Annotated in this window: 29 protein-coding genes and 1 pseudogene; 17 read left to right on the top strand and 13 right to left on the bottom strand. The window is 64.8% G+C overall.

The annotated features are described in order from the left end of the window. Positions 1-309 (top strand): DUF982 domain-containing protein, encoded by a 309-nt coding sequence (locus tag P3C39_RS02315; RefSeq protein ID WP_063170292.1) that lies wholly within the window; start codon positions 1-3, stop codon positions 307-309. Positions 310-558: 249 nt separating this feature from the next. Here the strand turns inward: P3C39_RS02315 and P3C39_RS02310 are convergent, their stop codons facing one another. Both P3C39_RS02310 and P3C39_RS02305 read right to left on the bottom strand, forming a co-directional pair. After that, positions 559-1,227 (bottom strand): GcrA cell cycle regulator, encoded by a 669-nt coding sequence (locus tag P3C39_RS02310; RefSeq protein ID WP_275952568.1) that lies wholly within the window; start codon positions 1,225-1,227, stop codon positions 559-561. 113 nt (positions 1,228-1,340) lie between these two features. Next, positions 1,341-1,631, bottom strand: coding sequence for a hypothetical protein (locus P3C39_RS02305; protein ID WP_224675015.1), 291 nt, complete (start codon positions 1,629-1,631; stop codon positions 1,341-1,343). Positions 1,632-1,819: 188 nt separating this feature from the next. Here P3C39_RS02305 and P3C39_RS02300 point away from each other — a divergent pair, with 188 nt between their 5' ends. Then, positions 1,820-2,524 (top strand): helix-turn-helix transcriptional regulator, encoded by a 705-nt coding sequence (locus P3C39_RS02300; RefSeq protein ID WP_013530583.1) that lies wholly within the window; start codon positions 1,820-1,822, stop codon positions 2,522-2,524. A gap of 64 nt (positions 2,525-2,588) precedes the next feature. Here the strand turns inward: P3C39_RS02300 and P3C39_RS02295 are convergent, their stop codons facing one another. After that, complete coding sequence (locus P3C39_RS02295; RefSeq protein WP_275952567.1) at positions 2,589-2,891, bottom strand: hypothetical protein; 303 nt, start codon at positions 2,889-2,891, stop codon at positions 2,589-2,591. A gap of 187 nt (positions 2,892-3,078) precedes the next feature. Between P3C39_RS02295 and P3C39_RS02290 the strand changes: the two genes are divergently transcribed. From P3C39_RS02290 to P3C39_RS02275, 4 genes are all read left to right on the top strand, one after another. Further along, positions 3,079-3,447: a hypothetical protein gene (locus tag P3C39_RS02290; RefSeq protein WP_082827457.1), complete on the top strand. Its 369-nt coding sequence runs from the start codon at positions 3,079-3,081 to the stop codon at positions 3,445-3,447. 91 nt (positions 3,448-3,538) lie between these two features. Next, a complete protein-coding gene (locus P3C39_RS02285) occupies positions 3,539-4,120 on the top strand; it encodes a hypothetical protein (RefSeq protein WP_275952566.1) in 582 nt (193 codons plus the stop codon). Next, positions 4,117-4,746 carry a hypothetical protein gene (locus P3C39_RS02280; RefSeq protein ID WP_275952565.1) on the top strand — a complete coding sequence of 210 codons (630 nt, stop codon included), beginning with the start codon at positions 4,117-4,119 and terminating at the stop codon, positions 4,744-4,746. Before P3C39_RS02285 ends, P3C39_RS02280 begins: the two co-directional genes overlap by 4 nt. Continuing rightward, on the top strand, positions 4,743-5,312 hold the full coding sequence (locus tag P3C39_RS02275; protein WP_275952564.1) for a hypothetical protein: 570 nt from the start codon (positions 4,743-4,745) through the stop codon (positions 5,310-5,312). Before P3C39_RS02280 ends, P3C39_RS02275 begins: the two co-directional genes overlap by 4 nt. Before the next feature lie 27 nt (positions 5,313-5,339). On the opposite strand, the gene P3C39_RS02270 is transcribed toward P3C39_RS02275, so the two are convergent. The 5 genes from P3C39_RS02270 to P3C39_RS02250 form a co-directional block, all read right to left on the bottom strand. Then, positions 5,340-6,629: a hypothetical protein gene (locus P3C39_RS02270; protein WP_275952563.1), complete on the bottom strand. Its 1,290-nt coding sequence runs from the start codon at positions 6,627-6,629 to the stop codon at positions 5,340-5,342. 289 nt (positions 6,630-6,918) lie between these two features. After that, a complete protein-coding gene (locus tag P3C39_RS02265) occupies positions 6,919-7,935 on the bottom strand; it encodes an ABC transporter permease (protein WP_013530576.1) in 1,017 nt (338 codons plus the stop codon). After that, on the bottom strand, positions 7,932-9,500 hold the full coding sequence (locus tag P3C39_RS02260; RefSeq protein WP_275952562.1) for a sugar ABC transporter ATP-binding protein: 1,569 nt from the start codon (positions 9,498-9,500) through the stop codon (positions 7,932-7,934). Before P3C39_RS02260 ends, P3C39_RS02265 begins: the two co-directional genes overlap by 4 nt. Before the next feature lie 243 nt (positions 9,501-9,743). Then, positions 9,744-10,691, bottom strand: coding sequence for a substrate-binding domain-containing protein (locus tag P3C39_RS02255; RefSeq protein ID WP_013530574.1), 948 nt, complete (start codon positions 10,689-10,691; stop codon positions 9,744-9,746). Between the two features lie 307 nt (positions 10,692-10,998). Beyond that, a complete protein-coding gene (locus tag P3C39_RS02250) occupies positions 10,999-11,562 on the bottom strand; it encodes a dienelactone hydrolase family protein (protein WP_024501764.1) in 564 nt (187 codons plus the stop codon). Positions 11,563-11,687: 125 nt separating this feature from the next. Here P3C39_RS02250 and P3C39_RS02245 point away from each other — a divergent pair, with 125 nt between their 5' ends. Then, positions 11,688-12,389 carry a RibD family protein gene (locus P3C39_RS02245; RefSeq protein ID WP_013530572.1) on the top strand — a complete coding sequence of 234 codons (702 nt, stop codon included), beginning with the start codon at positions 11,688-11,690 and terminating at the stop codon, positions 12,387-12,389. A 112-nt stretch (positions 12,390-12,501) separates the two neighbouring features. On the opposite strand, the gene P3C39_RS02240 is transcribed toward P3C39_RS02245, so the two are convergent. Next, positions 12,502-13,386 (bottom strand): SDR family oxidoreductase, encoded by an 885-nt coding sequence (locus P3C39_RS02240; protein ID WP_024501766.1) that lies wholly within the window; start codon positions 13,384-13,386, stop codon positions 12,502-12,504. A gap of 78 nt (positions 13,387-13,464) precedes the next feature. Here P3C39_RS02240 and P3C39_RS02235 point away from each other — a divergent pair, with 78 nt between their 5' ends. After that, on the top strand, positions 13,465-14,307 hold the full coding sequence (locus P3C39_RS02235; protein WP_032898616.1) for a helix-turn-helix transcriptional regulator: 843 nt from the start codon (positions 13,465-13,467) through the stop codon (positions 14,305-14,307). Positions 14,308-14,348: 41 nt separating this feature from the next. Here P3C39_RS02235 and P3C39_RS02230 read toward each other — a convergent pair whose 3' ends face one another. Further along, the gene (locus P3C39_RS02230) at positions 14,349-14,795 is read right to left on the bottom strand and encodes an SRPBCC domain-containing protein (RefSeq protein ID WP_063168649.1); all 447 of its coding nucleotides are present in this window, start codon (positions 14,793-14,795) and stop codon (positions 14,349-14,351) included. Between the two features lie 158 nt (positions 14,796-14,953). Between P3C39_RS02230 and P3C39_RS02225 the strand changes: the two genes are divergently transcribed. Further along, a complete protein-coding gene (locus tag P3C39_RS02225; protein ID WP_275952561.1) occupies positions 14,954-15,706 on the top strand; it encodes a pseudouridine synthase in 753 nt (250 codons plus the stop codon). A 120-nt stretch (positions 15,707-15,826) separates the two neighbouring features. Then, positions 15,827-16,228 carry a VOC family protein gene (locus tag P3C39_RS02220; protein WP_013530567.1) on the top strand — a complete coding sequence of 134 codons (402 nt, stop codon included), beginning with the start codon at positions 15,827-15,829 and terminating at the stop codon, positions 16,226-16,228. 29 nt (positions 16,229-16,257) lie between these two features. Here the strand turns inward: P3C39_RS02220 and P3C39_RS02215 are convergent, their stop codons facing one another. Then, entirely contained in the window at positions 16,258-16,839 is a 582-nt protein-coding gene (locus P3C39_RS02215) for a histidine phosphatase family protein (RefSeq protein ID WP_275952560.1), read from the bottom strand. Between the two features lie 207 nt (positions 16,840-17,046). Between P3C39_RS02215 and P3C39_RS02210 the strand changes: the two are divergent. The 3 genes and pseudogenes from P3C39_RS02210 (at position 17,047) to P3C39_RS02200 (ending at position 18,362) form a co-directional block, all read left to right on the top strand. After that, positions 17,047-17,495 (top strand): annotated as a pseudogene (locus P3C39_RS02210) (universal stress protein). An 85-nt stretch (positions 17,496-17,580) separates the two neighbouring features. After that, positions 17,581-17,871, top strand: coding sequence for a DUF1778 domain-containing protein (locus P3C39_RS02205; RefSeq protein ID WP_013530564.1), 291 nt, complete (start codon positions 17,581-17,583; stop codon positions 17,869-17,871). Further along, a complete protein-coding gene (locus P3C39_RS02200; protein ID WP_275952559.1) occupies positions 17,868-18,362 on the top strand; it encodes a GNAT family N-acetyltransferase in 495 nt (164 codons plus the stop codon). The genes P3C39_RS02205 and P3C39_RS02200 overlap by 4 nt, the downstream gene beginning before the upstream one ends. A 35-nt stretch (positions 18,363-18,397) precedes the next feature. Here P3C39_RS02200 and P3C39_RS02195 read toward each other — a convergent pair whose 3' ends face one another. After that, complete coding sequence (locus tag P3C39_RS02195) at positions 18,398-19,147, bottom strand: sulfite exporter TauE/SafE family protein (protein ID WP_275952558.1); 750 nt, start codon at positions 19,145-19,147, stop codon at positions 18,398-18,400. 21 nt (positions 19,148-19,168) lie between these two features. Beyond that, positions 19,169-19,375: a hypothetical protein gene (locus P3C39_RS02190; protein WP_275952557.1), complete on the bottom strand. Its 207-nt coding sequence runs from the start codon at positions 19,373-19,375 to the stop codon at positions 19,169-19,171. 137 nt (positions 19,376-19,512) lie between these two features. Between P3C39_RS02190 and P3C39_RS02185 the strand changes: the two genes are divergently transcribed. The 4 genes from P3C39_RS02185 (at position 19,513) to P3C39_RS02170 (ending at position 23,094) form a co-directional block, all read left to right on the top strand. Next, the gene (locus P3C39_RS02185; protein ID WP_275952556.1) at positions 19,513-20,385 is read left to right on the top strand and encodes a LysR substrate-binding domain-containing protein; all 873 of its coding nucleotides are present in this window, start codon (positions 19,513-19,515) and stop codon (positions 20,383-20,385) included. 131 nt (positions 20,386-20,516) lie between these two features. Beyond that, entirely contained in the window at positions 20,517-21,017 is a 501-nt protein-coding gene (locus tag P3C39_RS02180; RefSeq protein WP_024501775.1) for an Lrp/AsnC family transcriptional regulator, read from the top strand. After that, complete coding sequence (locus tag P3C39_RS02175) at positions 21,014-22,177, top strand: saccharopine dehydrogenase family protein (protein WP_275952555.1); 1,164 nt, start codon at positions 21,014-21,016, stop codon at positions 22,175-22,177. Before P3C39_RS02180 ends, P3C39_RS02175 begins: the two co-directional genes overlap by 4 nt. 110 nt (positions 22,178-22,287) lie before the next feature. Beyond that, positions 22,288-23,094, top strand: coding sequence for an ABC transporter substrate-binding protein (locus P3C39_RS02170; RefSeq protein ID WP_013530558.1), 807 nt, complete (start codon positions 22,288-22,290; stop codon positions 23,092-23,094). Positions 23,095-23,194: the final 100 nt, after the last annotated feature.

Here is a 23,194-nt window from a genome sequence, read left to right as displayed (position 1 = left end):
ATGAAAACCGGAGTGCCGCTCAAAGTGCGGGTGGAAGATGAGATCGAAGAGATCGACAGCGTCAGCGAAGCCGCCGATTTTCTCCAGCGCTGGCCGCTGGAGCGACGCGGCCATGTCTACCGCAGCGCGCTGAACGCCTGCAGCGCGGCGATCGCCGCCCAGATTTCCGAAGCCGACGCCATGAAGGTGTTTACCGGCTTTGCCCGGGTGACCGGCATATTGGTCGGCGAGGGCAACCCGGCGGTAGCGATGGACGCAAGGAGCATGCAGAGCCGCACGCCCAAGCAAGGCGGGCAGATGCCGAAATAGGGCTTTGCTTCTTTCTCCCCGTTTACGGGGGTGAGGTGTGATCCGCGCAGCGGACGAAAAGCCAATTGCTTGGCTTTTCGAACAGCGAACGCCCGGCAGGGCAATGAGGGGCGGCGCCAGCGCTTCGGTAAGTGGCATCTGAATCGGATGCTTGAATTTCATGTCAGCTTCCATCCTGCCTCGTCAGCGCTGCCCCTCACCCGCCTGCCGGCACCTTCTCCCCGTGAACGGGGGAGAAGAGATCAAACCTCACCCCGTCGCAACAAATACGCGGCGCTGGAAGCGGGCCTGGTGGTAGGTACAATAGCTTTTCAGCGCCCTGGTGCGCATGCCGCAGCACAACATGTCGGCACCTGGGCGGCTGCCTGGCGCCCCCTCTTCGGCAATAGAAGTGTCCGGATCCCCCTCCACCGTCAGATCCAGCGGCGCACGGCAGCGTGAAAACAGGCAATCGATGAAGCGCATCGCCACGCCATGCGGCTGCCGGCCGATGGCCGCGCGCGGCGGCGCCGGCGCCTCCAGGCGATAGGCCACGCCGTCGGCGATCAGCACGCCCACCTCGCGCACGAACGAATGCGCGCGCCTGGGCCGGGCCACTTCACGCGCATGGATGTCCTTGGCGGCAAGCACGCCCTCCATCTTGCCGACGACAGGCGCCGCTTTCGCCGACGCGCCACTCGCCCGCTTGCTTCCAGCGCGCTTGCCCACGGCCTGCCTGGATCGCGGCGGCGGCCCCTTGCCATTGGCAAAGCCGATCGCGCCGAGCATGGCGTTGCGGTGCACGATGCCGATGATGGCGTCGCGCGACACCGGACTGCCGCGCAACGCGCTGAACGCGACTGCAATCCTGGAGGCTGAGAACCCATCCTTCAGCCAGCGGGCGATCTCGTGCAATTCCGCGTCGCTATAGCTTGCCATATCCAGCTCCATCCAAAGTTCGGCCGCGCGCCGTCGGGCAGCGTCAAGGTTCGACCCGGTCGCCAGGCCGCAGTCAGGTTGTTTTTCAAGAGCCGGCTCTCAGCCGGCCAGCCTCAGCCGGCTTGGGCCGATTTCCCGCCGGCAAGGTGCAGAAGCCTCGCTTCGGCCGTGTTTCTGTCCAGGGCGGAAACCGCCCTGCCCGTCAGCCTGTCGAACAGGATGACGGTGCCGTCCTCGGTGCGGATGCAGGATCGGCCTGCCGCAAAAACAGCGCCGGCGCCATGCCGGCCGAATTGGGGGCCGAAGCCGCTGGGAGCGGCGGCTCCGGCCGTTCCGGTCGCCGGAGACAGGCGGCGGACCGGACCCGAGGCTGGTGCGGTCAGGCACTGGGCCTCGGGCTTCATCCGGGCCGGGGAGGAGGACGGCCGGGATGAAAGGGAATGGGCGGTTATGACCGCCGGGCGCGCCTCGCGTGAGGCCGGCGACTCGGCGCCATCAAAGCTGGACAGGTTTTGCATGACCGGATATAAGCATAACTCGAAAATAGATGCAAGTCATTCTTTCATAGACGAGAGCGGCTTTCATCCCTCACATGGGCGCCATGGCAAAAACGGAACTGTCGATCAAGGTCGGAGCGGCGATCCGCAAGGCGCGCAAGCAGCGCGGCCTGGTCATGCGCCACATCGCCGAGCACAACGACACCGATGTCGCCGCCGTCGGCAACTGGGAAACCGGCCGCAATCTGCCCAAGACCGAGAACCTGCTGAAGACCGCCGCCTTCCTGCGCGTCGACCCGGTTGCGCTGGGCCAGGGGCAGGTCGTGTTTCTCGACGATGCCGGACCGGTTGCCGATGCGGAGATCGTCACCGATGCGGGTCCACTACCCGCCAGCTCGATGGACATCGAGGTGCTGGGCGCGGCTGTCGGTGGCGACGATGGCGATTTCACCTTCAACGGCGAGCCGGCGGGTTACGTCCAGCGCCCGCCGGGCGTGCGCAACCTGCCGAAGGTGTTCGCCCTGCACGTGCTCTCGGATTCCATGGTGCCGCGTTACGAGCCCGGCGACCTGATCTATTGCGGCGGCCGCGACGCCGTACCGGGCGACCATGTGGTGATCGAGACCTTCCCGGAGGAAAACGAGCGCAACGGCAAGGCCTTCATCAAAAAGCTGGTCAAGCGCACGGCGGGCGAGCTGGTCGTCGAGCAGTACAACCCGCCGAAGACGCTGACCTTCAACCGCTACGCCATCAAACATGTCTGGCGCGTGATTCCGCTGAAGGAATTGCTGGGGTATTGAGCAAGGGACGCTCTTCCTTCTCCCCCTGCGGGAGAAGGAAGAACCAGCGCTGGCACCCTCCCACTCAAGCCCGCCGCGATCCCTCCAGCGGCACATCCCTGTCGCTCAGCATCCGCGCTTCGCTGCGCACGCGCTGGCGCTCGTCGATAAACGCCGCCTGGATCGAAATCGCCGTCCCCGGCAGTCCGTCGGCGCGGCAGGCCGAACAGACGATGCGGCCCGACAGAGTGGACAGCGGCGTATTCCCCGTCACCCCGAACCGCTTCAGCTGATCGGGTCGCCACCACCTATTGCGGCCACAATCGGCGCACTCGACCGAGATCGAGGCGACATGCGCGATCGTTGGTTCCTTGCCCGGCAATGCCATCGCCCCTGCCTCGTCTTTGTTCCTGATTTGTTCGCATATTCCTGTGTTTTACGCCGGGAGTCGAGTCGCAGTTTTCAAACTTTCCCAGAAGTTTTTCTTCTAGCGTAATTTGAGTTATGCTTTCATAAATGTATGAAAATGTGAGTCGGGCACGAACCTGCCCACTGCATCAGACCCGGGAGCGATAATGGACGCTTTTGCCGCCGATTTTGCCCGTTCCTGCGGCTACGCCGGCGACAGCCTGGCCTTGCTTGAAGCCTTCGAAGCAATCCGTCGCAGCGGCATCGCCCACGCCCGTCAGGATCACGTCAGGCGCAAGGCGGTGATCGACGAATTGAAACCGTCGGAGGCGCTGTTCCTGGCCGCTATCGGTCCGGCACTCTCGGCGCAGGAGGCAATCGAGGACGCCGCCCGCTTCATAGCCTGCTGGCGCAACATACCGCGCTGGCGCCAGGAGCGGCGCCTGCCCGACCTGATCAGGGCCAAGCAGCAGCGCCTGGTGGCGCGCTATTTCCGCCGCCATGGCCACAGGCTCTGGGCAAGGGAAGCGGTGTGAGGACTGGACCAGCCATTTGCGGGTTCCATCAGCCATTTTTTCTTTCTAGACTGCGCAGGGGTGGCTGACCGTTCGACGTGCATAGTTTGGAATGTTCAAGACTGCCCGCTCAAAATTTCAAACCTGGATAACGGCCGGCGCGGGAACCATCGCCGCCCTGCTCGTCGCCGGCCTGATGGGCGCGTTCGGCGCCCTGCCCGCCCACGCCCCGCCGCAATTGCCGCCCGATGCCGCCATCGATGCCGGGCGCTGGCGGGTCCAGCCCGCGCGCGCCTATGTCAGCCGCGCCAAACTCTATGGCGTGGCGCTGAAACCAGGCCAGAAGGCGCTGGTGTTGGAGGCCGATCTGACGAATCGCACGGCGCAATCCGACAAGGCTTATTTCAACGTCTTCAAGCCGGACGGGATCGACCTGCCCGATTCCACGCCGATGATCGCGCTGGCCCGCGATTCGACGCTGACGCCGGAACTGCATCCCGGCATGACCGAACGCATGGCCTATGTCTGGCCGCTTGCCGGTGACGCCGCCGTGCCGGCAAATCTCAGCTTCGGCGTCACCGCCGAGATCTTCAAGCCGCGCGACAATCTTTACGGCACGCCGGGCTGGTTCAATTCCTATCGGCTCGGCACCGTCACCATGCCGGTCGCCGACCTGCCCGAGAGCGGCTCATGAGGATCCGCGCCATCGGCAATCTCCTGATCGTCGCCGCCACCGTGGTGCTCAGCTACGGCATGCAGGTGTCGAAGCCGCATTATGCCGAACTCACCGCGCCGATCCCCATCGATGGCGCCATGCACGACACGGTGCGGGCGCGCAGCTTCGATGTCCGCCTCGACAGAATGGTCTTTGCGCGCACGCTGAAGACCAACCAGTTCGGCCAGGAAAGGCTGCTGACCACCAGCGGCCTGTGGGCGGTGGCGACGACCGATCTCACCGCCACCAGCACCTCCACCACGGTCGCCGACGGCACCTGGCAAGGCCCGACCGGCCTGCGCTACCGCCAGACGGAGCGGCTCAGCTATCGCCAGGATATGCCGCCACATGCCGTCGATCCAGGGCTGGAGAGAAGCGGCCTGTTCGTCTTCGAGTTGCCGGCCGACCAGATCCGAGGCGCCAGCCTGCTTATCGCCGCACGTCAGTTCGGCCCGCTCGACGCCCAGGCTCGCATCAGCCTCGATGCCGTTCCGACCGGTGCCGATGGTCAACCGGCGGATGTCTTGCCGCTATACGATCTCGACGCTCCTGCACCGCCGCAGGGCCAGACACGGCAGGGCCAGACACGGCAGGGCAAGACATGAGCGCGGTTTCAACCGACATCGACCCAGCCGGCGGTGGCGAGAAAAAATGGCGACGGCGCGGTCTTGCCGCGCTCGCTATCCTGCTGCCGCTGACGCTGGCCGAAACCAGCTATGAGAGCATCCGTGAATGGCTGCATGGCGAGGACCTCATCGCCAGGGATGTCGAGTTTGGCCAAGGCGCGCCGTTCGGCGGCAGCGAATGGCGGCTGGCCGATTTGCGCGGCGGCAAGGCCGGCCGCTTGCCCGACCATGCCATGGCCGTCATCGCCACCTTCGCCGTCACGGTCGGCGATCCCGATCTGCAAAAGCAGTGGCTGGGCTGCAAGGTGATGCTGACCGACGCCGCCGGCCGCCGCTGGCTACCCGACTTCATCTCCGGCGTCAGCCTGCCGGACGGCGTGATGAACTGCACCTCGGCGATCTTCTCCGGCGCCAAAGAGGGCGAAATCATCAGCGTCGGCGAGACCTTCATCGTGCCCGAGGATGCCATCGAGACCATCCGCCCAGCCATTGGCCTGGGCAGCGAGCGCCCCTGGTTCCTGCGTTTTCAGCGGCCGCCGAAGTGACAGCATCCTTCTCCCCGTAAAGAAAGCTCATTTCCCCGCCCGCTTCGCCATCGAAAACGCCGTCTCCAGCACGGCGGCGAGAAAGCATATGCGCAGCGGCTCGATCAGGATGCCGGTGGAGGAATCCTGGAACGGGCTGCCGAAGAGCAGCGTCACGGCATGCGAAAAAATCTGCCAGATATCGAGCTCGTGTGGGCCGATCAGCCGCGTCGCGCCGAGCCACAGCCAGGCCGCGCCCCAGTCGAGCAACCGGTAGCCGACCACCAGCGTGCACAACAGCACAAGGCTGGCGCTGACCGTCAGCCGCACGCCGTTGGCGATCGGCAGATAGCGCGAGCGGTAGCCGGCGATGAAATGCTCGACGAAATCGCGCAGGAATTTCGGCAGGCCGGCATAGCGCCGGCCGACACGCTCCAGCCGGCCGTGCACGCGCATCAGGGCAGCATCGTCGCGCACATCATAGCCGTAGATCAGCGCCGCCATCACCAGCCAGATCAGCGGCAGGAGCATGAAGAAGAACAGGTTGATCGCAGCCGTCGACGGCGCGATCGAGGAGATCTCGACCGGCACCATGGGTGCGGCCGAGGCCATCGGCACCGGGTTTGCCAGCCCGTCCACCGATGCCTGCAGGACCGACCAGAAATTGCGGCTCATCAGCCATTGCAGGGCCGAATCCTTCCAGCGGCTGATCACGTAGAGACCGACGAAAATCCAGTTGGTCTCGCAGATCACCACCACGATCTGCCAGAACGACTCCGCACCTGTCTTAGCCTGCATGAATTTGGCCAGCCGGCGAATCAGCCACGACACCGCCACGGAGGCCAGCAGCCAGCGCGAGTCGAGCACGTCGAGCACATCAGCGCTCTGGCCGAAATCGGCCTGGTCGAGTGTTTCGCGCGAATACTGCCGCACGATGTCGCCCAGAAATCCCCAGGCGGCATAATAGGCGAAGAACGGCAGAAGCGCGATGGTGATCATCCGCACCAGCCGCGAGCCGCGCCGGTCAGCCTCGGCACCCGGCTTCGTTTGCGTCTCGGTGGTTGCGGCCTTGTCGGCGCCGCGCTGCGCGGCCACCACATGCGGCAGGCCGGGGCGCAGCACGTAGAACATTGCCACCGTCATCACCAGCTGCGCCAGCGCCACCAGCGTCAGCATCGCCAACCCGGCGAAGTGATTGGCCAGCGCCACCTTCGCCGCCAGCAGCATGAGGAGATCGCCGACCAGCACGCCGGCCAGCACGAGTGCCATGAGCTGCGGCCAGAACCGCCGCAGCAGCGAAAAACCTAGGGTGATCGGTCTGATGATATCGGCAAACATGAGGTTCTCTCACGATGCCACCCGCCAAAACCTTTCTAGCAAAGCATGATTGTTTTGCAAGGAATGGGGTGGGGTCTCCTGCCAGGGGGCAGAGCGAGGCGCCCCCCTCTGTCCTGCCGGACATCTCCCCCTCAAGTGGGGAGATCAGCAGCTTCGTCCTCGCCGCTTTCTCTTCAACGTTGAAAATTAGCGAAAGCAGTCATGACATCCGATCTCCCCCCTTGAGGGGGAGATGTCCGGCAGGACAGAGGGGGGGGGGCGCCTGGGCGTTAACATCTCCCTTCGCCCCTCACCGTCGCACCCGCGACTTCAGCCACCGATCAAACGCCACCGCCAGGATCAGGATGAGCCCGATGACGATGCTTTGCGTGTAGGACGAGACATTGTTGAACTGCAGCCCGTTCTGCAGCACGCCGATCAGCGCCGCGCCCACCACCGTGCCGCCGACCGAGCCGATGCCGCCGAACAGCGAGGTCCCGCCGATGACGACGGCCGAAATGACGGTTAGTTCGTAGCCGATGCCCGCCACCGCTTCCGAGGAGTTCAGCCTGGCCGACAGCACGAAGGCCGCGAGCCCGGCGAAGAAGCCGACAATGACGTAGACCGAGACCAGGATGCGGTCGACGCGCAGGCCCGACAGCCGCGCTGCTTCCGCATTACCGCCGACGGCATAGACGGCGCGGCCATAGCGCGTGTAGCGCAGCACGATGTGGCACAGGATGGCGGCCGCCGCGAAGATCAGCGCCGGCACCGGCACCGGGCCGATCAGCCCGGTGCCGAACCAGCGCATCGAGGCGTCGAAGCCCGAGATCGGGCCGCCATTGGAGATGGTCAGCGTCAGCCCGCGAAACACCGTCAGCCCGCCCAGCGTGACGACGAAGGGCGGCACTTTCAGCCGGGTGATGACAAGTCCCTGCACGCCGCCGGCAGCGGCTCCGACGATGATGGCGGCCAGCAGCGCGGCGAACCAGCCGAACCCTTGCGTGCCGCTCGTCGACAGCGACAGCGTGTTGGCCGTGCCGCCCTTGGCGACCACGGCGGCGACCATGCCGCAGAAGGCGAGCAGCGAGCCGACCGACAGGTCGATGCCGGCGGTAAGGATGACGAAGGTCATGCCGAGCGCGATCAGCCCGGTGATCGAGATCTGCCTTGTGATGTTGAACAGGTTGATCGGGTCCATGAAGCTCGGCTTCAGCACCGTGAAGACGATGATCAGCGCCACCAGGAACAGCAGCGGCCCGAAGCTCATCAAAAGCCGCGCGAAGTTGATGCCGCCGCGCTGATCCTGCTCCCCCGCCACGCTCATAGTGTCTCCTTGCGGTCGAGTGCCATCAGTTCCATCAGTCTTTCCTCGTTTGCTTCGACGCCCGGCATCTGGCCGGTGATGCGTCCGCGGCGCATGGTGACGATGCGGTCCGAAACCGCCAGCACCTCGGGCAGTTCGGACGAGATCATCATCACCGCAATGCCGCGCGCCGCAAGCTGCACCAGGATCTGGTGCACCTCGGTCTTGGCGCCGACATCGACGCCGCGCGTCGGCTCGTCGACGATCAGCACTTTCGGATCGCGCGCGAGCCAGCGCGCCAGGATCACCTTTTGCTGGTTGCCGCCCGACAGGCCCTCGATCGCCTGCTCGGCCGAAGCCATGCGGATCGACAGCATCTTTCGAAACCCGGACAGCGCATCGCGCTCGCGCCGCTCGGCCATGAAGCCGAAACCGTTGCTGAAGCTGCCCAGCGAAGCGATGGAGAAATTCGGCAGGATGCCCAGCGCGGCAAAGATCGCCTGGTGCTTGCGGTCCTCCGGCACCAGGCCGATGCCGAGCGCAATGGCGTCCGCGGGTGATGACGGGGCGATCGGCTTGCCGTCGAGCGTGATGGTGCCGGCCGCGATGCGGTCGGCGCCGAAGATAGCGCGCGCCAGTTCGGTGCGGCCTGAGCCGACAAGCCCGGCAACGCCGAGGATTTCACCAGCCTTGAGGTCTATGTCGACGCCGTCGAGCACGATGGCGTGCGGCGCCTCGGGGTCGCGCACAGTGCGCAGGCCGCGCACCGACAGCACGACATCGCCGGCCACCGCGCGTTGCGCCGGCCGGGCGTAGAGCTCGGACGCCGCGCGGCCGACCATCTTCTCGATGATTTTGGGCAGCGCGATCGGCCCGCCTTCACGGTTAAGGTGGCCGGCAAGCCTGCCGTCGCGCAGCACCGTCATGCGATCGCATATGGCGGACGCTTCCTCCAGCCGGTGGGTGACGAACATGATGGCGACCTCGTCCTTGCGCAGCCGGTCCATGATCGACAGCAGCCGCTGCACCTCGGTCTCGGTCAGCGCCGAAGTCGGCTCGTCCATGATGATCAGCCGGCTTTCCAGCGACAGCGCCCGAGCAATCTCGACCAGTTGCTGCTCGGCCACCGACAATGCCGAGACCGGCGTCATCGGGTCTATGAAGAGACCGACGCGGGCGATGATCGTGCGGGAATCTTCCTCCATCTTGCGCCAACTCACCAGCCCGAGCGGGCCGATCGGCGCGCGGCCGATGAAAATGTTCTCCGCCACAGTCAGCGTCGGGATCAGGCTCAGTTCCTGATAGATGGTGACGATGCCAAGCCGCTTGGCATCCTGCGGGCTGGAGGGATGATAATCGGCACCGTCGAAAGTGATGCGGCCGCCCGATGGCGGCATCACACCCGACAGGATTTTCAAGAGCGTCGATTTGCCGGCGCCGTTTTCGCCCAGCAGGCCGAGGATCTCGCCGGGGCGGATATCGAGCGAGACATCGCTGAGCGCGGTGACGCCCGAGAAATGCTTGGTGATGCCTTCGACGGCAAGCAGGATGGGTTCGGGCGAGGCGGCTTCAGCGGCTGGCGGCAAGGGTGGCTCCTTCCATGCAGTTGATGTCGCCTGTCAGCGCTTGAACGCCCCCCTCTGTCCTGCCGGACATCTCCCCCTCAAGGGAGATTGGCTGTGTCACCGGCGACACCTTTTCTTTCAACATTTGGGAACTGGCGAAAGCAGGAGGAACAGTCGATCTCCCCATTGAGGGGGAGATGTCCGGCAGGACAGAGGGGGGCGCTGTCCCGCCGGCTTTGCCAATCGGCCGATCCCCGCCAAACCCTACTTCGTCTCGCCAATCCGCTCCGCCTTGTCGAGATTGTCCTTGCCGATGACGATTGGCGTCAGCAGCACCAGCTTCTCCTTCGGCTCGGTCTTGTCCTTGGCAAAGGCCACCGCGATGCGCACCGCAGTGCGCGACTGCTCGCCGGGGAATTGCTCGACCGTGCCCGCAAGCTTGCCGTCGCGTACGGCGACCAGCGCTTCGGGCAGTGCATCGAAGCCGTAGATCTTGACGTCGGTGAAGTTGCGCGCGGCACAAGCCTCCATGGCGCCCAGCGCCATGTCGTCATTGGCGCAGACGATGGCGTCGGGTTTGCCGTTGGCGGCAAGGCCAGCCTCGGTCACCGACAGCGCCTCGGCGCGGGCGAAGTTGGCGGTCTGCTCGAAGACGATCTGATACTTGTCCTTCAGAGGATCGAGCACATTGTGCACGCCCTTGTTGCGGTCGATCGCCGGGCCGGCGCCGGGCTGGCCCTGCAGATGGAACAGCTTGGCACCGTTGGGAAACGCCGCCACCACGGCGTTGGCTTCCGCCTCGCCGCCCTTCACATTGTCGGCGCCAACATGGGCGAGGATGCCCTCGACGCCGTCTACGCGGCGGTCGATCGTCACCACGGGAACGCCGGCCTTGACCGCTTCCTCGATGGCCGGCGCCAGGGCGTTGACGTCGAGCGGCGAGATGACGATGGCGTTGACCTTCTGCACCAGGGCGGCCTCGATGTCGGCGGTCTGCTTGGTGGCCGAGTTCTGGCCGTCGCTTTCGGTCAGATTGACGCCTTGCGTGGCGGCTTCCGCCTTGATCTCGTTCAGCATGTGCACGAAGAACGGAAAGCCGAGACTGGGCACCGAGCCAAGGATGGTGAGCTTGTCCTGCGCAAACACAGAAGGCGCGGCAACCATCATGGCGCCGAAAGCCGCGGACGACAGCAGGAATTCACGTCTGTTCATGGGATCCTCCTCCACAAGAACGCACGACCCGAAAACCGGGATCGGTTTCAGGAAGGATCATGCGTCGGTTCAAAGTGTGGAGCATCCTCCCTGCGCCCGAAAACGCATGCCGCTCCAGCTGGCCGCCGCTGTAAAAAGAGCCTCCCACCGACGCCTGCGCAGGGATGCTAACCCAGGGCCAACCATTTGTGCAACATCGATATAACAGCGGTGCCAGGCAAATTATCGGAATTGTCGGATTTTGGATTTCCGGCGTGGGAGCCGCTTTGTCGGAAGACCCTCCATTGCAAGGCCGCCCTTCTGCTTCTCAATCCAGGAACGCCAGAACACGCTGCCAAAGCAGCGCCGCGGCTGTGTCGTTGTAGTCGGGCAGAGCTGGATCCGAGAAATAATGTCCCGAGTTTGGATAGCGGAAGATCCGCACATCGGTTTGCGCGGCCTCGGCGGCGTGCTGCCAGGCGCGGACATCCGGCTCGGGGAAGAACGGATCGGTGTCGGCGACATGCAATTGAACCGGCAGGCCGGGCCGGATGTTCGCAGGCACGGTTGCCAGCCCATGCAACAGCAGCACCTTGGCCGTCAGCGGCCGCAAGGCCCAGACTGACGCGACCACGCCTGCACCCATCGAAATCCCCGCCAGCACCGTATCGCCGGGCGTCGAGGCCAGGGCATCGCGCGCCCTTTGGCAAATGACCTCCCAGCCGATCCGCGCCTTGATCGCGAAGCCTTGCTCGAGATCGTCCGTCGCCACGCCCGCATAGAGGTCCGGCAGCGAAACGGCGTGACCGGCGGCGCCCAGCTTTCCAGCGAGATGCCGCTCGTGCTCGCGCAGCCCCAGAACCGAATGAAACAGGATTATGTTCGCGGACATCCGGTCATGATACCTGCCGGCACATGCCGTCTCAACGGCTGGGTACGTCATGAGGCGTGCGGCTTCCATTCTCCCGGCGTGGCACTACTTTGGACTGAACCCAAAGCACTCGACTGGAGAACAACATGAAGCCGCAAATCATCTGCCATATGCTGGCATCCCTTGACGGCAGCCTCCACCCCAGCCGCTATACCTCGAGCCCCGATGGCACCCGGGCCGAGTGGTCGAGCCTCTACGAGCATATCCATAATGATCTCGCGGCTGATGCCTGGATCGTCGGGCGCGTCACCATGGCCGAGATGAGCAAGGCCGGCGCGCATCCGCCGGCCAATGCCGGCAAGGTCGACCGGCCCTATCATTTCGCGCAAATAGGTGCGGGCAGTTATGCCGTGGCGCTCGATGCCTCGGGCAAGCTTCACTTTTCCAAACCCGACATCGGTGGCGACCATGTCGTGGTGCTGCTTGGGCGCGACGTTGCCGACAGCCATTTGGCAGAGCTTGCCGCCGACGGCGTGTCCTATATCGTCGCGGAAACCGGCGATATCGATCTCGCCGCCATGCTTGAGGTCCTCGGACGCGAACTCGGCATAAGCCGGCTGCTGCTCGAGGGCGGCGCCAGCATCAACGGTTCCTTCCTCGCCGCCGGGCTCGTCGATGAATTGAGCCTTCTCGTTGCACCCGCGATCGACGGGCGGGCCGCCAATCAGGGTTTCGTCGAGTTCGGCGAGAGCGGCCTGGCGGGCAAGACGCAGCTGTCCCTGAAGAGCTGCGAGGCGCTGGCGCATGGGCTCGTCCATCTGCGCTACGCGGTCAGCCCTGGAGCATAATCCCGAAAGGTCGCGGCGTGGCCCAGGGTCTCCGCGACGGAGCTGCGCTCCTGCTTCGTCCAGGGATGACGAAGTCAGAGACTTCGGCTCACCTCGAGCGTTGCTAAGCGCATCAATACCGCATGGCGTCGAGATCGGCGATCAGCGTCGGGCCGGTGGGGTGCCAGCCGAGCCGTGCCTGGGTCAGAGCGCTGGAGGACGGCAGATCCATCGGCGCGAACATCGCCATCCAGCCGAAATGCTCCGCCGCCTTTTCCGGCGCAATGGAAACCACCGGCAATTTCAAACCCCGGCCGAGCGCCTCGGCGATAGCGCGCACTTCGACACCTTCCTCGCCGACCGCGTGATAGCGCGCGCCCGGCTGCCGCTTTTCCACGGCGAGCCGGTAAAGCCGCGCCGCATCGAGGAGGTGGCCCGCGGAGTAGCGATTGCGGCCTTCGCCGACATAGGCCGAGACGCCCCTTTCACGCGCGATCTCGATGAGCGGCGTGATAAGGCCTTGCTTGACCGGATTGTGGACCTGCGGCAGCCGCACCACCGACACATTGATGCCGGCGTCCAGCAAGGCATTGCCGGCCAGCTCCGAGGCGATGCGCGGATTGGGATGGCTGGCGTTGAAGACGTCCTCGATCGCCAACTGGCCATGTCCGGGGCTGCCCATGCCGACGCCGGAGGTGATCACCAGCGGCCGGTCGGAGCCGGCGAGCGCGGCGCCCAGTGCGGCGATGACGCGTTTGTCCTTTTCGCAATTCTCGGCAAACCGCGAAAAGTCGTGGTCGAATGCCGTGTGGATCACGCCGTCCGCCTTGGCCGCGCCATCGCACAGCCCTTCGGGCTCCTCGAGCGTTCCGCGATGCACTTCAGCACCGGCGGCGGCCAGCGCCTCGGCGCCGGCGTCGGAGCGGGTCACGCCGACCACCTGGTGGCCTGCCTTGATGAGTTCGGGAACGATCGCCGAACCGATGAAACCGGTCGCGCCGGTGAGAAAGATACGCATGCAAAATCTCCTGTACAGTTGCCTGCATAATATTGCCGGTCTATTATTCTATTAAAGTAGTGATCTTATCGTGGTATAATGGCTAACAGGATGCCCTCCAATTCCGGCTCACTAGCAGCGTTCCTCAAAGACCGGCGCACCCGGCTTGATCCCGCATCATTCGGGTTTTCCGGACGCAGACGCACGCCGGGGCTGCGCCGCGAAGAGGTCGCGCAGCGCGCCAACATCAGCCCGACCTGGTACACATGGCTGGAACAGGGCCGCGGCGGCGCACCCTCGGCCGATGTCCTCAACCGCATCGCCAAGGGGCTGCTGCTGACCGAGGCGGAGCGCGAACATCTTTTCATGCTCGGGCTGGGGCGCCCGCCCGAGGTCCGCTACAGGGGCGTCGAAGGCGTCAGCCCCCGGCTGCAGCGCCTCATCGACACGCTCGATGCCAGCCCCGCCATAGTCAGGACCGCCACCTGGGACGTCGTTGCCTGGAACCGTGCCGCGAGGGTCGTTCTGACCGACTACAGCACCCTGCCCGAGGGCGAGCGCAACATTCTGCGCTTCATGTTCCTCAGTCCCCATATCCGCGCCAGGCAGCACGACTGGCAAAACCTCGCCCGTTTCGTGGTGGGCGCGTTCCGGGCCGATGCGGCACGCGCCGGCGCTGTCTCCGAGGTGCGTGAACTCGTCGACGAACTCTGCAGCGCCAGCCCCGAGTTTGCCGCCCTGTGGCGGGAAAACGGCGTGCTCAGCCATGGCGACGGGACAAAGCGCCTGAAGCACCCGGAACTTGGCGATATCGAACTGGAATATTCGGGCTTCGCGGTCGACGGCCGGCCGGATTTGAGCCTGACCGTCTACAACCCGGTCGACAGCGCCGTCGCCGACCGCATCCGCGCGCTGGCTCTCGCCCGATACCCCAAAGAGTAAGGGCGGGACGACCTATCCGCTGCGATGACTCCCGCCCGCTCTCAAGCGCGCTCGCAGACCGCCTTCAGGATCTGCAAGGTCGGTCCCCAGTAGAGATTGGCGTGCGGACGGATCGCCGGTTCGGCGAAGTCGCTGAGCGTCAGTGTCAACAGTGTTCCCCCATCCGCCGGCGCCAGGTCGAAGCTGACCACGGTGTGATTTTCGGGCACGTCCGCCAGACGCGAGGCCGACAGCGTGCTCCAATAGCTGTAGGCGAAGCTCATTCCCGGCTCAAAAGTGCGGATGGTGCCGTGGTTTTCGAACGGTATTCCGTGCAGCAGTCCGCGCATGACGATCGCGCCGCCGGCCTGCCCTTGCAGGCTGACGGTCAACTCCTCGTCGGACATCCATTGCGGGATCATTTCTGGCGTCGTTAGTATCCGCCAGACCTTGGCCGGCACGGCACCGATGACGACGGTCTTGGTTATCGGCGCAGCGGACTCACTCATGGGGTGCAGATTATAGCGGATGCGGCGGCGACAATATCGCTGTTCCAGGCGGTACGGATGCCGCCATTGCCCCTTGCCCTGTATAGGAAGACAGCACCACGCTTGCGAAGCCATTGCAGCCCGTGGCATCTGTCGGCTCCACCAGCGCAGGCGGCACCATGACACCACGGCAGACACGGCAGAGCGGCAGGCAGGGGGCGCCCGGCGTCAGTCTCAACCGGGCGCTGTCGAAGCTCGGCCTGTGCTCGCGCACGCAGGCCGAGGTGCTGATCGCCGAAGGCCGCGTGCGCGTCGGCGGCAAGGTGGTGCGCGATGCGGCGCTGCGCGTCGACCTCGACCGCGACCGCATCGTCGTCGACGACAGGCCGGTGGTTGCCGAGCGCAAGGTCTACCTCATGCTCAACAAGCCGCGCGGGCTGGTCACCACCCGCGACGACCCGCAGCAGCGCGACACCGTCTATGCCTGCCTCGAAGGGCTCGACTTGCCCTTCGTCTCCCCGGTCGGCCGCCTCGACAAGGCGAGCGAAGGCCTGCTGCTGATGACCAACGACACCCGGTTTGCCAACCGGCTGATGGACCCGGCTTCGCATCTGCCGAAAACCTATCACGTGCAGATCGGCACGGTACCGGATGCTCCGATGCTGGAGACGTTGCGCGCCGGCGTGATCGTCGACGGCGAGGTGCTCACCGCGAACGCGATCGAACTTTTGCGCAGTGGCGGCCGCACCGCCTGGCTGGAGATCATGCTCGACGAAGGCCGTAACCGCCACATCCGTCGCCTGCTCGCCGCGCACGGCGTCGAGGTCCTGCGCCTCATCCGCATCGCCATCGGCCGCCTGCCGCTCGGCGACCTCGCCAAGGGTACGGCACGGCATTTGACAGCAGAAGAGTTGGCGCTGCTGAGGGGGTAAGCAGGGCGTGCCGCTGGTGCAGGCGCACGGCGATCCCTCCTGACGGAAAGCTGTCAGCAGGCCTGGCCTATAGGTCGGATGGGAGCCGGCCACGGCTTCAACGATCAGGGAGCCAATGCAATGAATTTCGTCTCCGTCCGCATCATCACGTCGGACGTCCAGCGTCTCGTTCACTTCTACGGTGAGATCACCGGCATGCCCGTGACGGTGTACACGGAAGACTTCGCCGAACTGGCGACGCCGACCTGCACGCTGGCAATCGGCAGCACACGCACCTTGATGCTGTTCGGCGGCGACATCGCCCGCCCCGCCGACAACCACACCGCCATCATCGAGTTCCGCGTCGGCGACGTCGATGCTGAATTCGCCAGGCTCTCGGACCTCCTCAGGAATATCACTGTGCAGAAGCCGACCACCATGCCCTGGGGCAACCGCTCGCTGCTGTTTCGCGACCCTGACGGCAATCTGGTGAATTTCTTCACGCCGGTAACCGCTGAGGCGATCAGGAAATTCGACAGATAGGCGTAAGCGGCGCCGCTGCCGAAGCTGCTCTATTTCTGGTTCCATTTCCGGATGACCGGCTCGCTCAAATCATGCTCGTAGCCGAGCACGCTGATGCTGGCCGTATCGAGCACCAGCAGCGCGCCGCCCTCCGGCGGCAGCCCGATCCAGCGCGCCGCCAGCACGCGCAGAAAATGTGCGCTGGAAAACACCAATATGCTGGCATTGGCCTCGCGCAGCCCAGCGATAATCCTGTCGGCCCGCGCGCCGACATCGGCCGCCATCTCGCCCTTTGGACACCCATCGCGAAACACACTCCAGCCGCGGCGCTCGGCCAGGATCTGTTTTGTCGTCAGCCCCTCATAGGCGCCATAGTCCCACTCCTGCAGATCGTCCTTCTTGACGCTCTGCGCGCCGAAGCCGGCCAGTACGCTGGTGTTGTAGGCGCGCTGCGACGGGCTCGACCATACCGCCGAAAAAGACAGGCCCTCGAGCCTGTCCGCGAGACCCCGCGCGGCGGCCTCGCCAACCGGGGTCAACGGCATGTCGGTGCGGCCGGTATGCTGCCCCGAAAGGCTCCACGCCGTTTCACCATGCCGGACCAGATGGATTTGCGGATACGGGTTGCTCATGGACTGCCTTTCAATGTCACCGGCACCTTAGGCGACGATGCGGCAAAGGGGAATCCGCTTGGTACAAGACTGCGTGGTCGCCTGGCCTTGATCCGCGGCGGGGCCGGCCCTGTGATCGGCCCGAGGCCGCAACTATATCAAGGCCAGCCCTCCACAGGCTCCCGCCACCTCAAGGGCATCGGCCCTTGCGCAACAGGTCATGTCATCATGTACAAACATTTGCTCATCGCCACGGACGGATCGGAACTGGCCGACAAGGGCGTTACCCACGGCCTGACATTGGCCAAGGGCCTCGGCGCCTCTGTTACTTTCATCACCGTCTCCGACAATTCCCGATCTTCGCCTGGGGCGGCGCCATGGCCGGCTACGCCGCCGGCGATGAACTGGCCGCCTATCAGGAAGAGGCGCGCAAATACGCCAAGGAAGTTCTTGACAAGTGCAAGGCATCGGCCGACGCCGCCGGCGTCTCGGCGGAGGTCGTGCATGTCGAGGACAAAAGGCCCGCCGAGGCGATCCTGGAACTGTCGCAGGCGCTGGACTGCGACCTTATCGTGATGGCTTCGCACGGCCGCCGCGGACTAGGCAAGCTGCTCCTCGGCAGCCAGACGGCGGAAGTGCTGTCCTACACGGAGATCCCGGTGCTGGTCGTGCGGTAGGGCTACTACGGATCGCATGCTCCATCGAACGGGTAATGACAATGTCGTTACGCTGTGCTAGATATGCGCAACGAAGGAGCCGTCCATGCCAACGTCACATCATCCGGTGCCGAAGAGCGTTCCGCTCAACATCCGCGTCAAGCCGGAAGTTCGCAATCTGATCGACCGCGCAGCCGAATTGCTCGGTAAGAATCGCACCGACTTCATGCTTGAAGCCTCGCAACGCGCCGCTGAGGAAGCGTTGCTCAACCGTCTCGTGTTTACCGTCGAACCGGATGTCTACGCTGCGTTTCTGGCACGCCTCGACGCGCCGCCGCAGCCCAACGACCGATTGCGCCGCACGATGACGACAAAGGCTCCGTGGGAAGCTGCGTGACGCTGTCGGTCCCGGTTCCACTCGCGGATCATCACGAACTCGGGGAATTTTCGTCGGGCATTACAGCGCTCGACGATTGGTTGAAAAAACGTGCTCGCACCAATCAAGCGGGCGGTGCATCCCGGACCTATGTGACTTGCAAAGGCAACCGTGTGATTGGCTACTATGCCGTTGCCAGCGGCGCCGTGAAAATGGTCGAAGCTTCCAGCCGTTTCCGGCGCAACATGCCCGATCCGATCCCCGTCGCAGTGCTAGGCAGGTTGGCCGTAGACCAAGCCTATCACGGTCGGGGCATCTGTCGGGCGCTGGTAAGGGATGCCGGTCTACGAGTTCTCCAGGCTGCTGAAATACTGGGCATCAAAGGCATAGTGGTGCATGCGATTTCCGACGATGCGCGAGCTTTCTACATCACCATCGGGTTCGAGCCCTCGCCGGTCGAGCCGTTGACACTCATGGTCACGCTCGCTGATCTCAGCGAAAGCATTGGCTGACGACTTCCTGCCAGTGCTCTGGGGAAGTCCGGCGCCTAGAACACCAACTCCCCCACGAGATAGACCCCAAGCGCCAGCAACCCCGCGAAGAACACTTTGCGGAAGGTCTCGACGCTCATCTTCTGGCGCAGCGCCTGGCCGGCGAACATGCCGGCCAGCGCCGGCACAAGGGCTGCGACCGACCCCACCAGTTGCGCACTCGGCGACGCCAGGGCGCCGGTCCTGAACAACCCGAAGGCAAGAGCCGCCGTCGACAGGGTGAAGGACAGGCCGAGCGCCTGGATCAGGTCTTCTTTCTCCAGCCGCAGCGACTGCAGATAGGGCACCGCCGGGATGACGAAGACGCCGGTGGCGCCGGTGACCAGCCCGGTCGCCACCCCGACCAGCGGTGACATCAAGGCTTCGCGGCGCGCCGGCGTGGTGAAGCCAAGCTTGAGCAGGCCGAGAATGGCGTAAAGCACCAGCGCCGCACCGAGCCCGGCCGAGGCAACGCCAGAGTGTGTGCCGGTCAGCAGGCCGGCGCCGGCAACGGTGCCGAGCATCACGCCGGCCATCATCGTCCACAGCCGCTTGCACAGCCGGCCGAAGGACGGGCCGGTCAGCAATTGCCAGAGGTTGGTAACCAGCGACGGGATCAGCAGCAGTGCCGCGGCCTGTGCTGGCGGCATCGTTACCGCCAGCAGGCCCATCGCCACGGTCGGCAGCCCCATGCCGACGACACCCTTGACGAAGCCGGCGGCGAGGAACACGGCGCCGATCCAGGCGAGGATGCCGGCGCTCAGCATGATCGTATCTTCAGGGCCGGATCAGTCATGCAGCAGCATATCGGTTGCGTCGGCATCCGGGCTGGCGGCCTTTGCCGGCGCCGCATCGCGGCCGGTGGATACGACCGTCGCCGCGCATCCCCGCACGCCTGATCCCGCTCGCGCCATGGCAAGGCCGGCCACGGCAATGGCCAGCACGATCGCCGTGCTTTCAAGAATGCCGAGCCGCCCTGATGTTCGTTCGTTCATCGCAATTCTCCTTCGAAACTGTTTGACGAAAATCCTGGCCGATCACAATGTGGAAGTTGCGCTGCCAGCCTTCGGCCACGACGAAGGCTGGTTGGCCGACCGCCTTCCCGGCGCTGAATATTCGCAGGAGCAAGAGAATGCGCTTCGATCTGGTCGATCTCCGCCTGTTCCTGCTGGTCGCCGAACGCGGCAGCATCACCCATGGCGCCGAGCTTGCCGGACTGGCCCTGGCGTCGGCCAGCGCCCGCATCAAGGGCATGGAGGAGCGGCTCGGCGCGCCGCTGCTGGAGCGCCGGCGCCGTGGGGTGGTGCCGACGGCGGCCGGACAGGCGCTGCTGCATCATGCGCGCGCGGTGCAGAACCAGATCGAGGCGATGGCCGGCGACCTCGCCGCCTATGCCACCGGCCTGCGCGCCCGCGTCCGGCTGATGGCCAACACCGCCGCCACAGCCGAGTTGCTGCGCGAGATCCTGCCCGCCTTCCTTGTCGCGCACCCCGGCATCGACATCGAGCTCGACGAGCGCCCCAGCCATGAGATCGCGCAAGCCGTGGCCAGTGGTGCGGCCGATCTCGGCATCGCCGCCACCTGGGCCGGCCTTGCGCACCTCGAGCAGAAACCGTTCTTCATAGACCGGCTGGTGGTGATCGCCGCGCGAAACCGGCCCGGCCTTGAAGGCCGCACCGTCAACCTCACTGAGCTTCTCGGCGAATCTTTCGTCGGCCTCAGCACCGGCCATGCGCTGCAGGAGCACATCGCCCGCCAGGCGGCCCGCCTTGGCGGCCATCTGCATATCCGCATCCACGTTCCCGGCCTCGACAATGTCTGCCGGCTGGTCGCGCAAGGTGCCGGCATCGCCATCGTGCCGGAAAGTGCCGCCCGCCGCTCGGCGCGGACGCTACGCACACTGCGGCTGACCGATGATTGGGCAACGCGCCAGCTCAACCTCTGCGCCCGCCGCTTCGACGAGTTGACACCGCAGGCAAAATTGCTCGCGACAGCGCTGGCGTGAGCCGGACAGCGAGCACCTATCCTCATCAGCGCTGAATCATTGCCTTGCTTTTCAAATGTTCGTGACGTAGCTTGTTTGCACATTGGCAAAAAAATCGCCAAACTTTTTTCCTTTTGTGAAAGACGGGGACTTTGCGGGAACATCTCGATCTGACCGATCGGCGGCTGGTCAAACAGCTGTCGCAGGACGCCCAGCCGGGCATCAACCGGATCGCCGAGATATTGGCGATTTCGGTGCCGACGGTGCGCTCGCGGCTGCGCAACCTGCTCGACCGCAACCTGCTCAAGATCGTCGGGCTGCTGAACCTGACCGAGCGCCCCGAGCTGATCTCCGCCATTGTCGGCATCAATGCCCAAGGGCGCGGCCGGGCCCGCGAACTGGCGCAGCGCATTGCCGAACTGCCCTTCGTCAACTCGGCTTCGGTGGTCACCGGGCGCTTCGATATCATCGTCGACGTGACGGTGGCCGGTGACGTCGCCGATCTCTACCGCGTCACCAGCGAACTGATCCCCGGCGCCGGCGAGCCAGGCGAAGTCGTGCGCAGCGAGACATTCGTCGTGATGGCGTCCTGCAACAAATGGGTCAGCCTGCCGGAAGGCTGCTGGTCGGACGACCGCAAGGAGCCGGCATGAAGATCGCGGTTCTCGGCGGCCTCGGCCTGCAAGGCCGGGCGGCAATCGCCGACCTCGTCGCCAGCGACGGCGTCGAGGAAATTGTCTGCGTCGACACCGCGCCGGACGGCCCTGCCCGGCTTGCCGGCCTGACCGATCTTGCCCGCGTGCGCTTCGTCGTGCCTGAGGGCGCGATCGGCCAGGCGCTGGCCACTGTGCTTGATGATGTCGACGCCGTCATCGACCTGTTGCCGCAGCCGCTGATGCGCGAGGCGGTGCAGGCCGCGATCGCCACGCGCACGCCGCTGGTCACCACCAATTACGCCAAGTCGATCGCCGACCTGGCGCCGGCCGCCGAACAGGCCGGTGTCTCGATCATGACCGAATGCGGGCTCGACCCCGGCATCGACCTCGTGCTCTACGCGCGCGCCGCCAGGCAGTTCGACTCGATCTCTTCGATCGATTCCTATTGCGGCGGCATCCCCGAGCCGAAGGCGATGGCCAAGCCGCTGTGCTACAAGGTGAGCTGGAATTTCGACATGGTCCTGGTCAGCCAGAACCGCGACAGCGTGATGATCGAGGACGGGAACCGTGTCGCGGTGCCTGCCGGCCAGCAGCACGACAATCCGTTCATCCATGAAATCGAGGTTGCCGGTCTCGGCAGGCTCGAAGCCTTCCCCAATGGCGACGCGCTGCACTATGTCGAGATGCTGGACGCCGCAAAAGGGCTGCGCCGCTCCGGCCGCTACACACTGCGCTGGCCGGGATGGTCGGCCTTCTGGGCGCCGTTGAAGGAACTCGGTTTCCTCTCTGAGGACAAGGTGCCCGGCACCTCCAACAGCCCGCGCGAATTCCTTGGCCGGCTGCTCGGCCCGCAATTGCAATACGGCCCCGGCGAAAAGGATCTTTGCGTGATGCGCAATGTCTTTTCCGGCCTCGAAGGCGGCCGCGCCAAGACGGTGACGTCGGACCTGATCATCGAACGCGATCTCGTTTCCGGCCTGTTCGGCATGAGCCTCGGCGTCGGCTATCCCGCCAGCATCGTGGCGCAGATGCTGGCGAGGGGCGAGATCACCAGACCCGGCTTTTTGAACCCGCTGCTGGATGTGCCCGACATCAGGTTCTTCGATGAATTGGCCAGGCGTGGCATCACGGTTTCCGAGACGGTGGCACGGGACTGAGGCGAAAGATTTTCGAACGGTGGCTGCCGCCGGCAACGGCGCTGCCGCTCAAAAAGGAGCCCAAGGAGAACCGCGGGCACACATTAACGACAACAGGGAGGAATACCGAAATGAAGATTGCCAGACTTTTCATCGCCGGAAGACTTTTCATCGCCGGGCTTGCGCTCGCCGGGCTCACCGCTGCGGCCAGTGCGGGTACGCTCGACGACATCACCAAGCGCGGCGAATTGCGCGTCGCCGTGCAGACCCAGGGACCGCCCTTCTCGCTGGTCGGCGCCAATGGCGAACGCACCGGCAGTTCGGTCGAACTGGCCGAACTGATGGCCAAGGAAATGGGTGTGAAAATCACCTTCCTCGACTTCGACTGGGATGGTTTGATCCCGGCGCTGCTGTCGGGCAAGGCCGACCTGCTGGTCGCCGACATGACACCGACGCTGGCGCGCGGCATGAAGGTCGCGTTCACCACGCCTTACATGTACACGGGCAGCACCGTCTTCACCAAGGCCGACAGCAAGTTCAAGACCACCGAGGACTGCAAGGCCAAGGGCACCAAGATCGCCGTGCTGCTCGGCGCCACCGGCGAGAAGGAAGCCAAGAACGCCTTCCCCGATGCCGACATCAAGAGCTACAAGGGTGGCGGTCCGCTGCTGCTCGACGCCGTCAACAACGGCCAGGCCGATTGCGGCGTCAACGACGTCTCGGCGGTCAAAGGCCAGTCGACCGCCTATCCGGCCGGCACCTTCACCATCATGCCGGACCTTCTGTCGAAGGAGCCGCTTGCCTTCGCCACCCGCTATGATGAGCCGGACCTGTTGATCTGGATGAACCTGTTCCTCAACCAGGTCACTATCGACGGCCGCCTGCAGAAGAACCTCGACTACTGGGTCAATTCCGACGCCTGGAAGAAGGATCACTAAGCAGCGATAAATCCAGGCGGTTTCGCGCGCATCTTAAACGCCGCGAAGCCGCCCGGAATTTCGTTTCATCTGTCGTTGCCTGCGCTCTGGGGATTTCACC

The organism is Mesorhizobium sp. XAP4 (assembly GCF_029269325.1).
Classification (GTDB): Bacteria; Pseudomonadota; Alphaproteobacteria; order Rhizobiales; family Rhizobiaceae; genus Mesorhizobium; species Mesorhizobium ciceri.
The sequence above is the reverse complement of the archived record's forward strand: the minus strand, read 5'-3'. Positions and strand labels throughout refer to the sequence as shown.

Excerpts from the sequence above, each read along its gene's own strand:
- P3C39_RS02265 (WP_013530576.1), bottom strand. The coding sequence starts at position 7,935 with ATGAGCGTGGCGGGGGAGCAGGATCAGCGCGGCGGCATCAACTTCGCG.
- P3C39_RS02190 (WP_275952557.1), bottom strand. The coding sequence starts at position 19,375 with ATGAACGAACGAACATCAGGGCGGCTCGGCATTCTTGAAAGCACGGCG.
- P3C39_RS02250 (WP_024501764.1), bottom strand. The coding sequence starts at position 11,562 with ATGTCCGCGAACATAATCCTGTTTCATTCGGTTCTGGGGCTGCGCGAG.
- P3C39_RS02245 (WP_013530572.1), top strand. The coding sequence starts at position 11,688 with ATGAAGCCGCAAATCATCTGCCATATGCTGGCATCCCTTGACGGCAGC.
- P3C39_RS02215 (WP_275952560.1), bottom strand. The coding sequence starts at position 16,839 with ATGAGCAACCCGTATCCGCAAATCCATCTGGTCCGGCATGGTGAAACG.
- P3C39_RS02185 (WP_275952556.1), top strand. The coding sequence starts at position 19,513 with ATGCGCTTCGATCTGGTCGATCTCCGCCTGTTCCTGCTGGTCGCCGAA.
- P3C39_RS02315 (WP_063170292.1), top strand. The coding sequence starts at position 1 with ATGAAAACCGGAGTGCCGCTCAAAGTGCGGGTGGAAGATGAGATCGAA.
- P3C39_RS02300 (WP_013530583.1), top strand. The coding sequence starts at position 1,820 with ATGGGCGCCATGGCAAAAACGGAACTGTCGATCAAGGTCGGAGCGGCG.
- P3C39_RS02310 (WP_275952568.1), bottom strand. The coding sequence starts at position 1,227 with ATGGCAAGCTATAGCGACGCGGAATTGCACGAGATCGCCCGCTGGCTG.
- P3C39_RS02305 (WP_224675015.1), bottom strand. The coding sequence starts at position 1,631 with ATGAAGCCCGAGGCCCAGTGCCTGACCGCACCAGCCTCGGGTCCGGTC.
- P3C39_RS02255 (WP_013530574.1), bottom strand. The coding sequence starts at position 10,691 with ATGAACAGACGTGAATTCCTGCTGTCGTCCGCGGCTTTCGGCGCCATG.
- P3C39_RS02205 (WP_013530564.1), top strand. The coding sequence starts at position 17,581 with ATGCCAACGTCACATCATCCGGTGCCGAAGAGCGTTCCGCTCAACATC.
- P3C39_RS02295 (WP_275952567.1), bottom strand. The coding sequence starts at position 2,891 with ATGGCATTGCCGGGCAAGGAACCAACGATCGCGCATGTCGCCTCGATC.
- P3C39_RS02220 (WP_013530567.1), top strand. The coding sequence starts at position 15,827 with ATGAATTTCGTCTCCGTCCGCATCATCACGTCGGACGTCCAGCGTCTC.
- P3C39_RS02230 (WP_063168649.1), bottom strand. The coding sequence starts at position 14,795 with ATGAGTGAGTCCGCTGCGCCGATAACCAAGACCGTCGTCATCGGTGCC.
- P3C39_RS02175 (WP_275952555.1), top strand. The coding sequence starts at position 21,014 with ATGAAGATCGCGGTTCTCGGCGGCCTCGGCCTGCAAGGCCGGGCGGCA.
- P3C39_RS02285 (WP_275952566.1), top strand. The coding sequence starts at position 3,539 with ATGTTCAAGACTGCCCGCTCAAAATTTCAAACCTGGATAACGGCCGGC.
- P3C39_RS02270 (WP_275952563.1), bottom strand. The coding sequence starts at position 6,629 with ATGTTTGCCGATATCATCAGACCGATCACCCTAGGTTTTTCGCTGCTG.
- P3C39_RS02275 (WP_275952564.1), top strand. The coding sequence starts at position 4,743 with ATGAGCGCGGTTTCAACCGACATCGACCCAGCCGGCGGTGGCGAGAAA.
- P3C39_RS02280 (WP_275952565.1), top strand. The coding sequence starts at position 4,117 with ATGAGGATCCGCGCCATCGGCAATCTCCTGATCGTCGCCGCCACCGTG.
- P3C39_RS02225 (WP_275952561.1), top strand. The coding sequence starts at position 14,954 with ATGACACCACGGCAGACACGGCAGAGCGGCAGGCAGGGGGCGCCCGGC.
- P3C39_RS02235 (WP_032898616.1), top strand. The coding sequence starts at position 13,465 with ATGGCTAACAGGATGCCCTCCAATTCCGGCTCACTAGCAGCGTTCCTC.
- P3C39_RS02195 (WP_275952558.1), bottom strand. The coding sequence starts at position 19,147 with ATGCTGAGCGCCGGCATCCTCGCCTGGATCGGCGCCGTGTTCCTCGCC.
- P3C39_RS02170 (WP_013530558.1), top strand. The coding sequence starts at position 22,288 with ATGAAGATTGCCAGACTTTTCATCGCCGGAAGACTTTTCATCGCCGGG.
- P3C39_RS02240 (WP_024501766.1), bottom strand. The coding sequence starts at position 13,386 with ATGCGTATCTTTCTCACCGGCGCGACCGGTTTCATCGGTTCGGCGATC.
- P3C39_RS02290 (WP_082827457.1), top strand. The coding sequence starts at position 3,079 with ATGGACGCTTTTGCCGCCGATTTTGCCCGTTCCTGCGGCTACGCCGGC.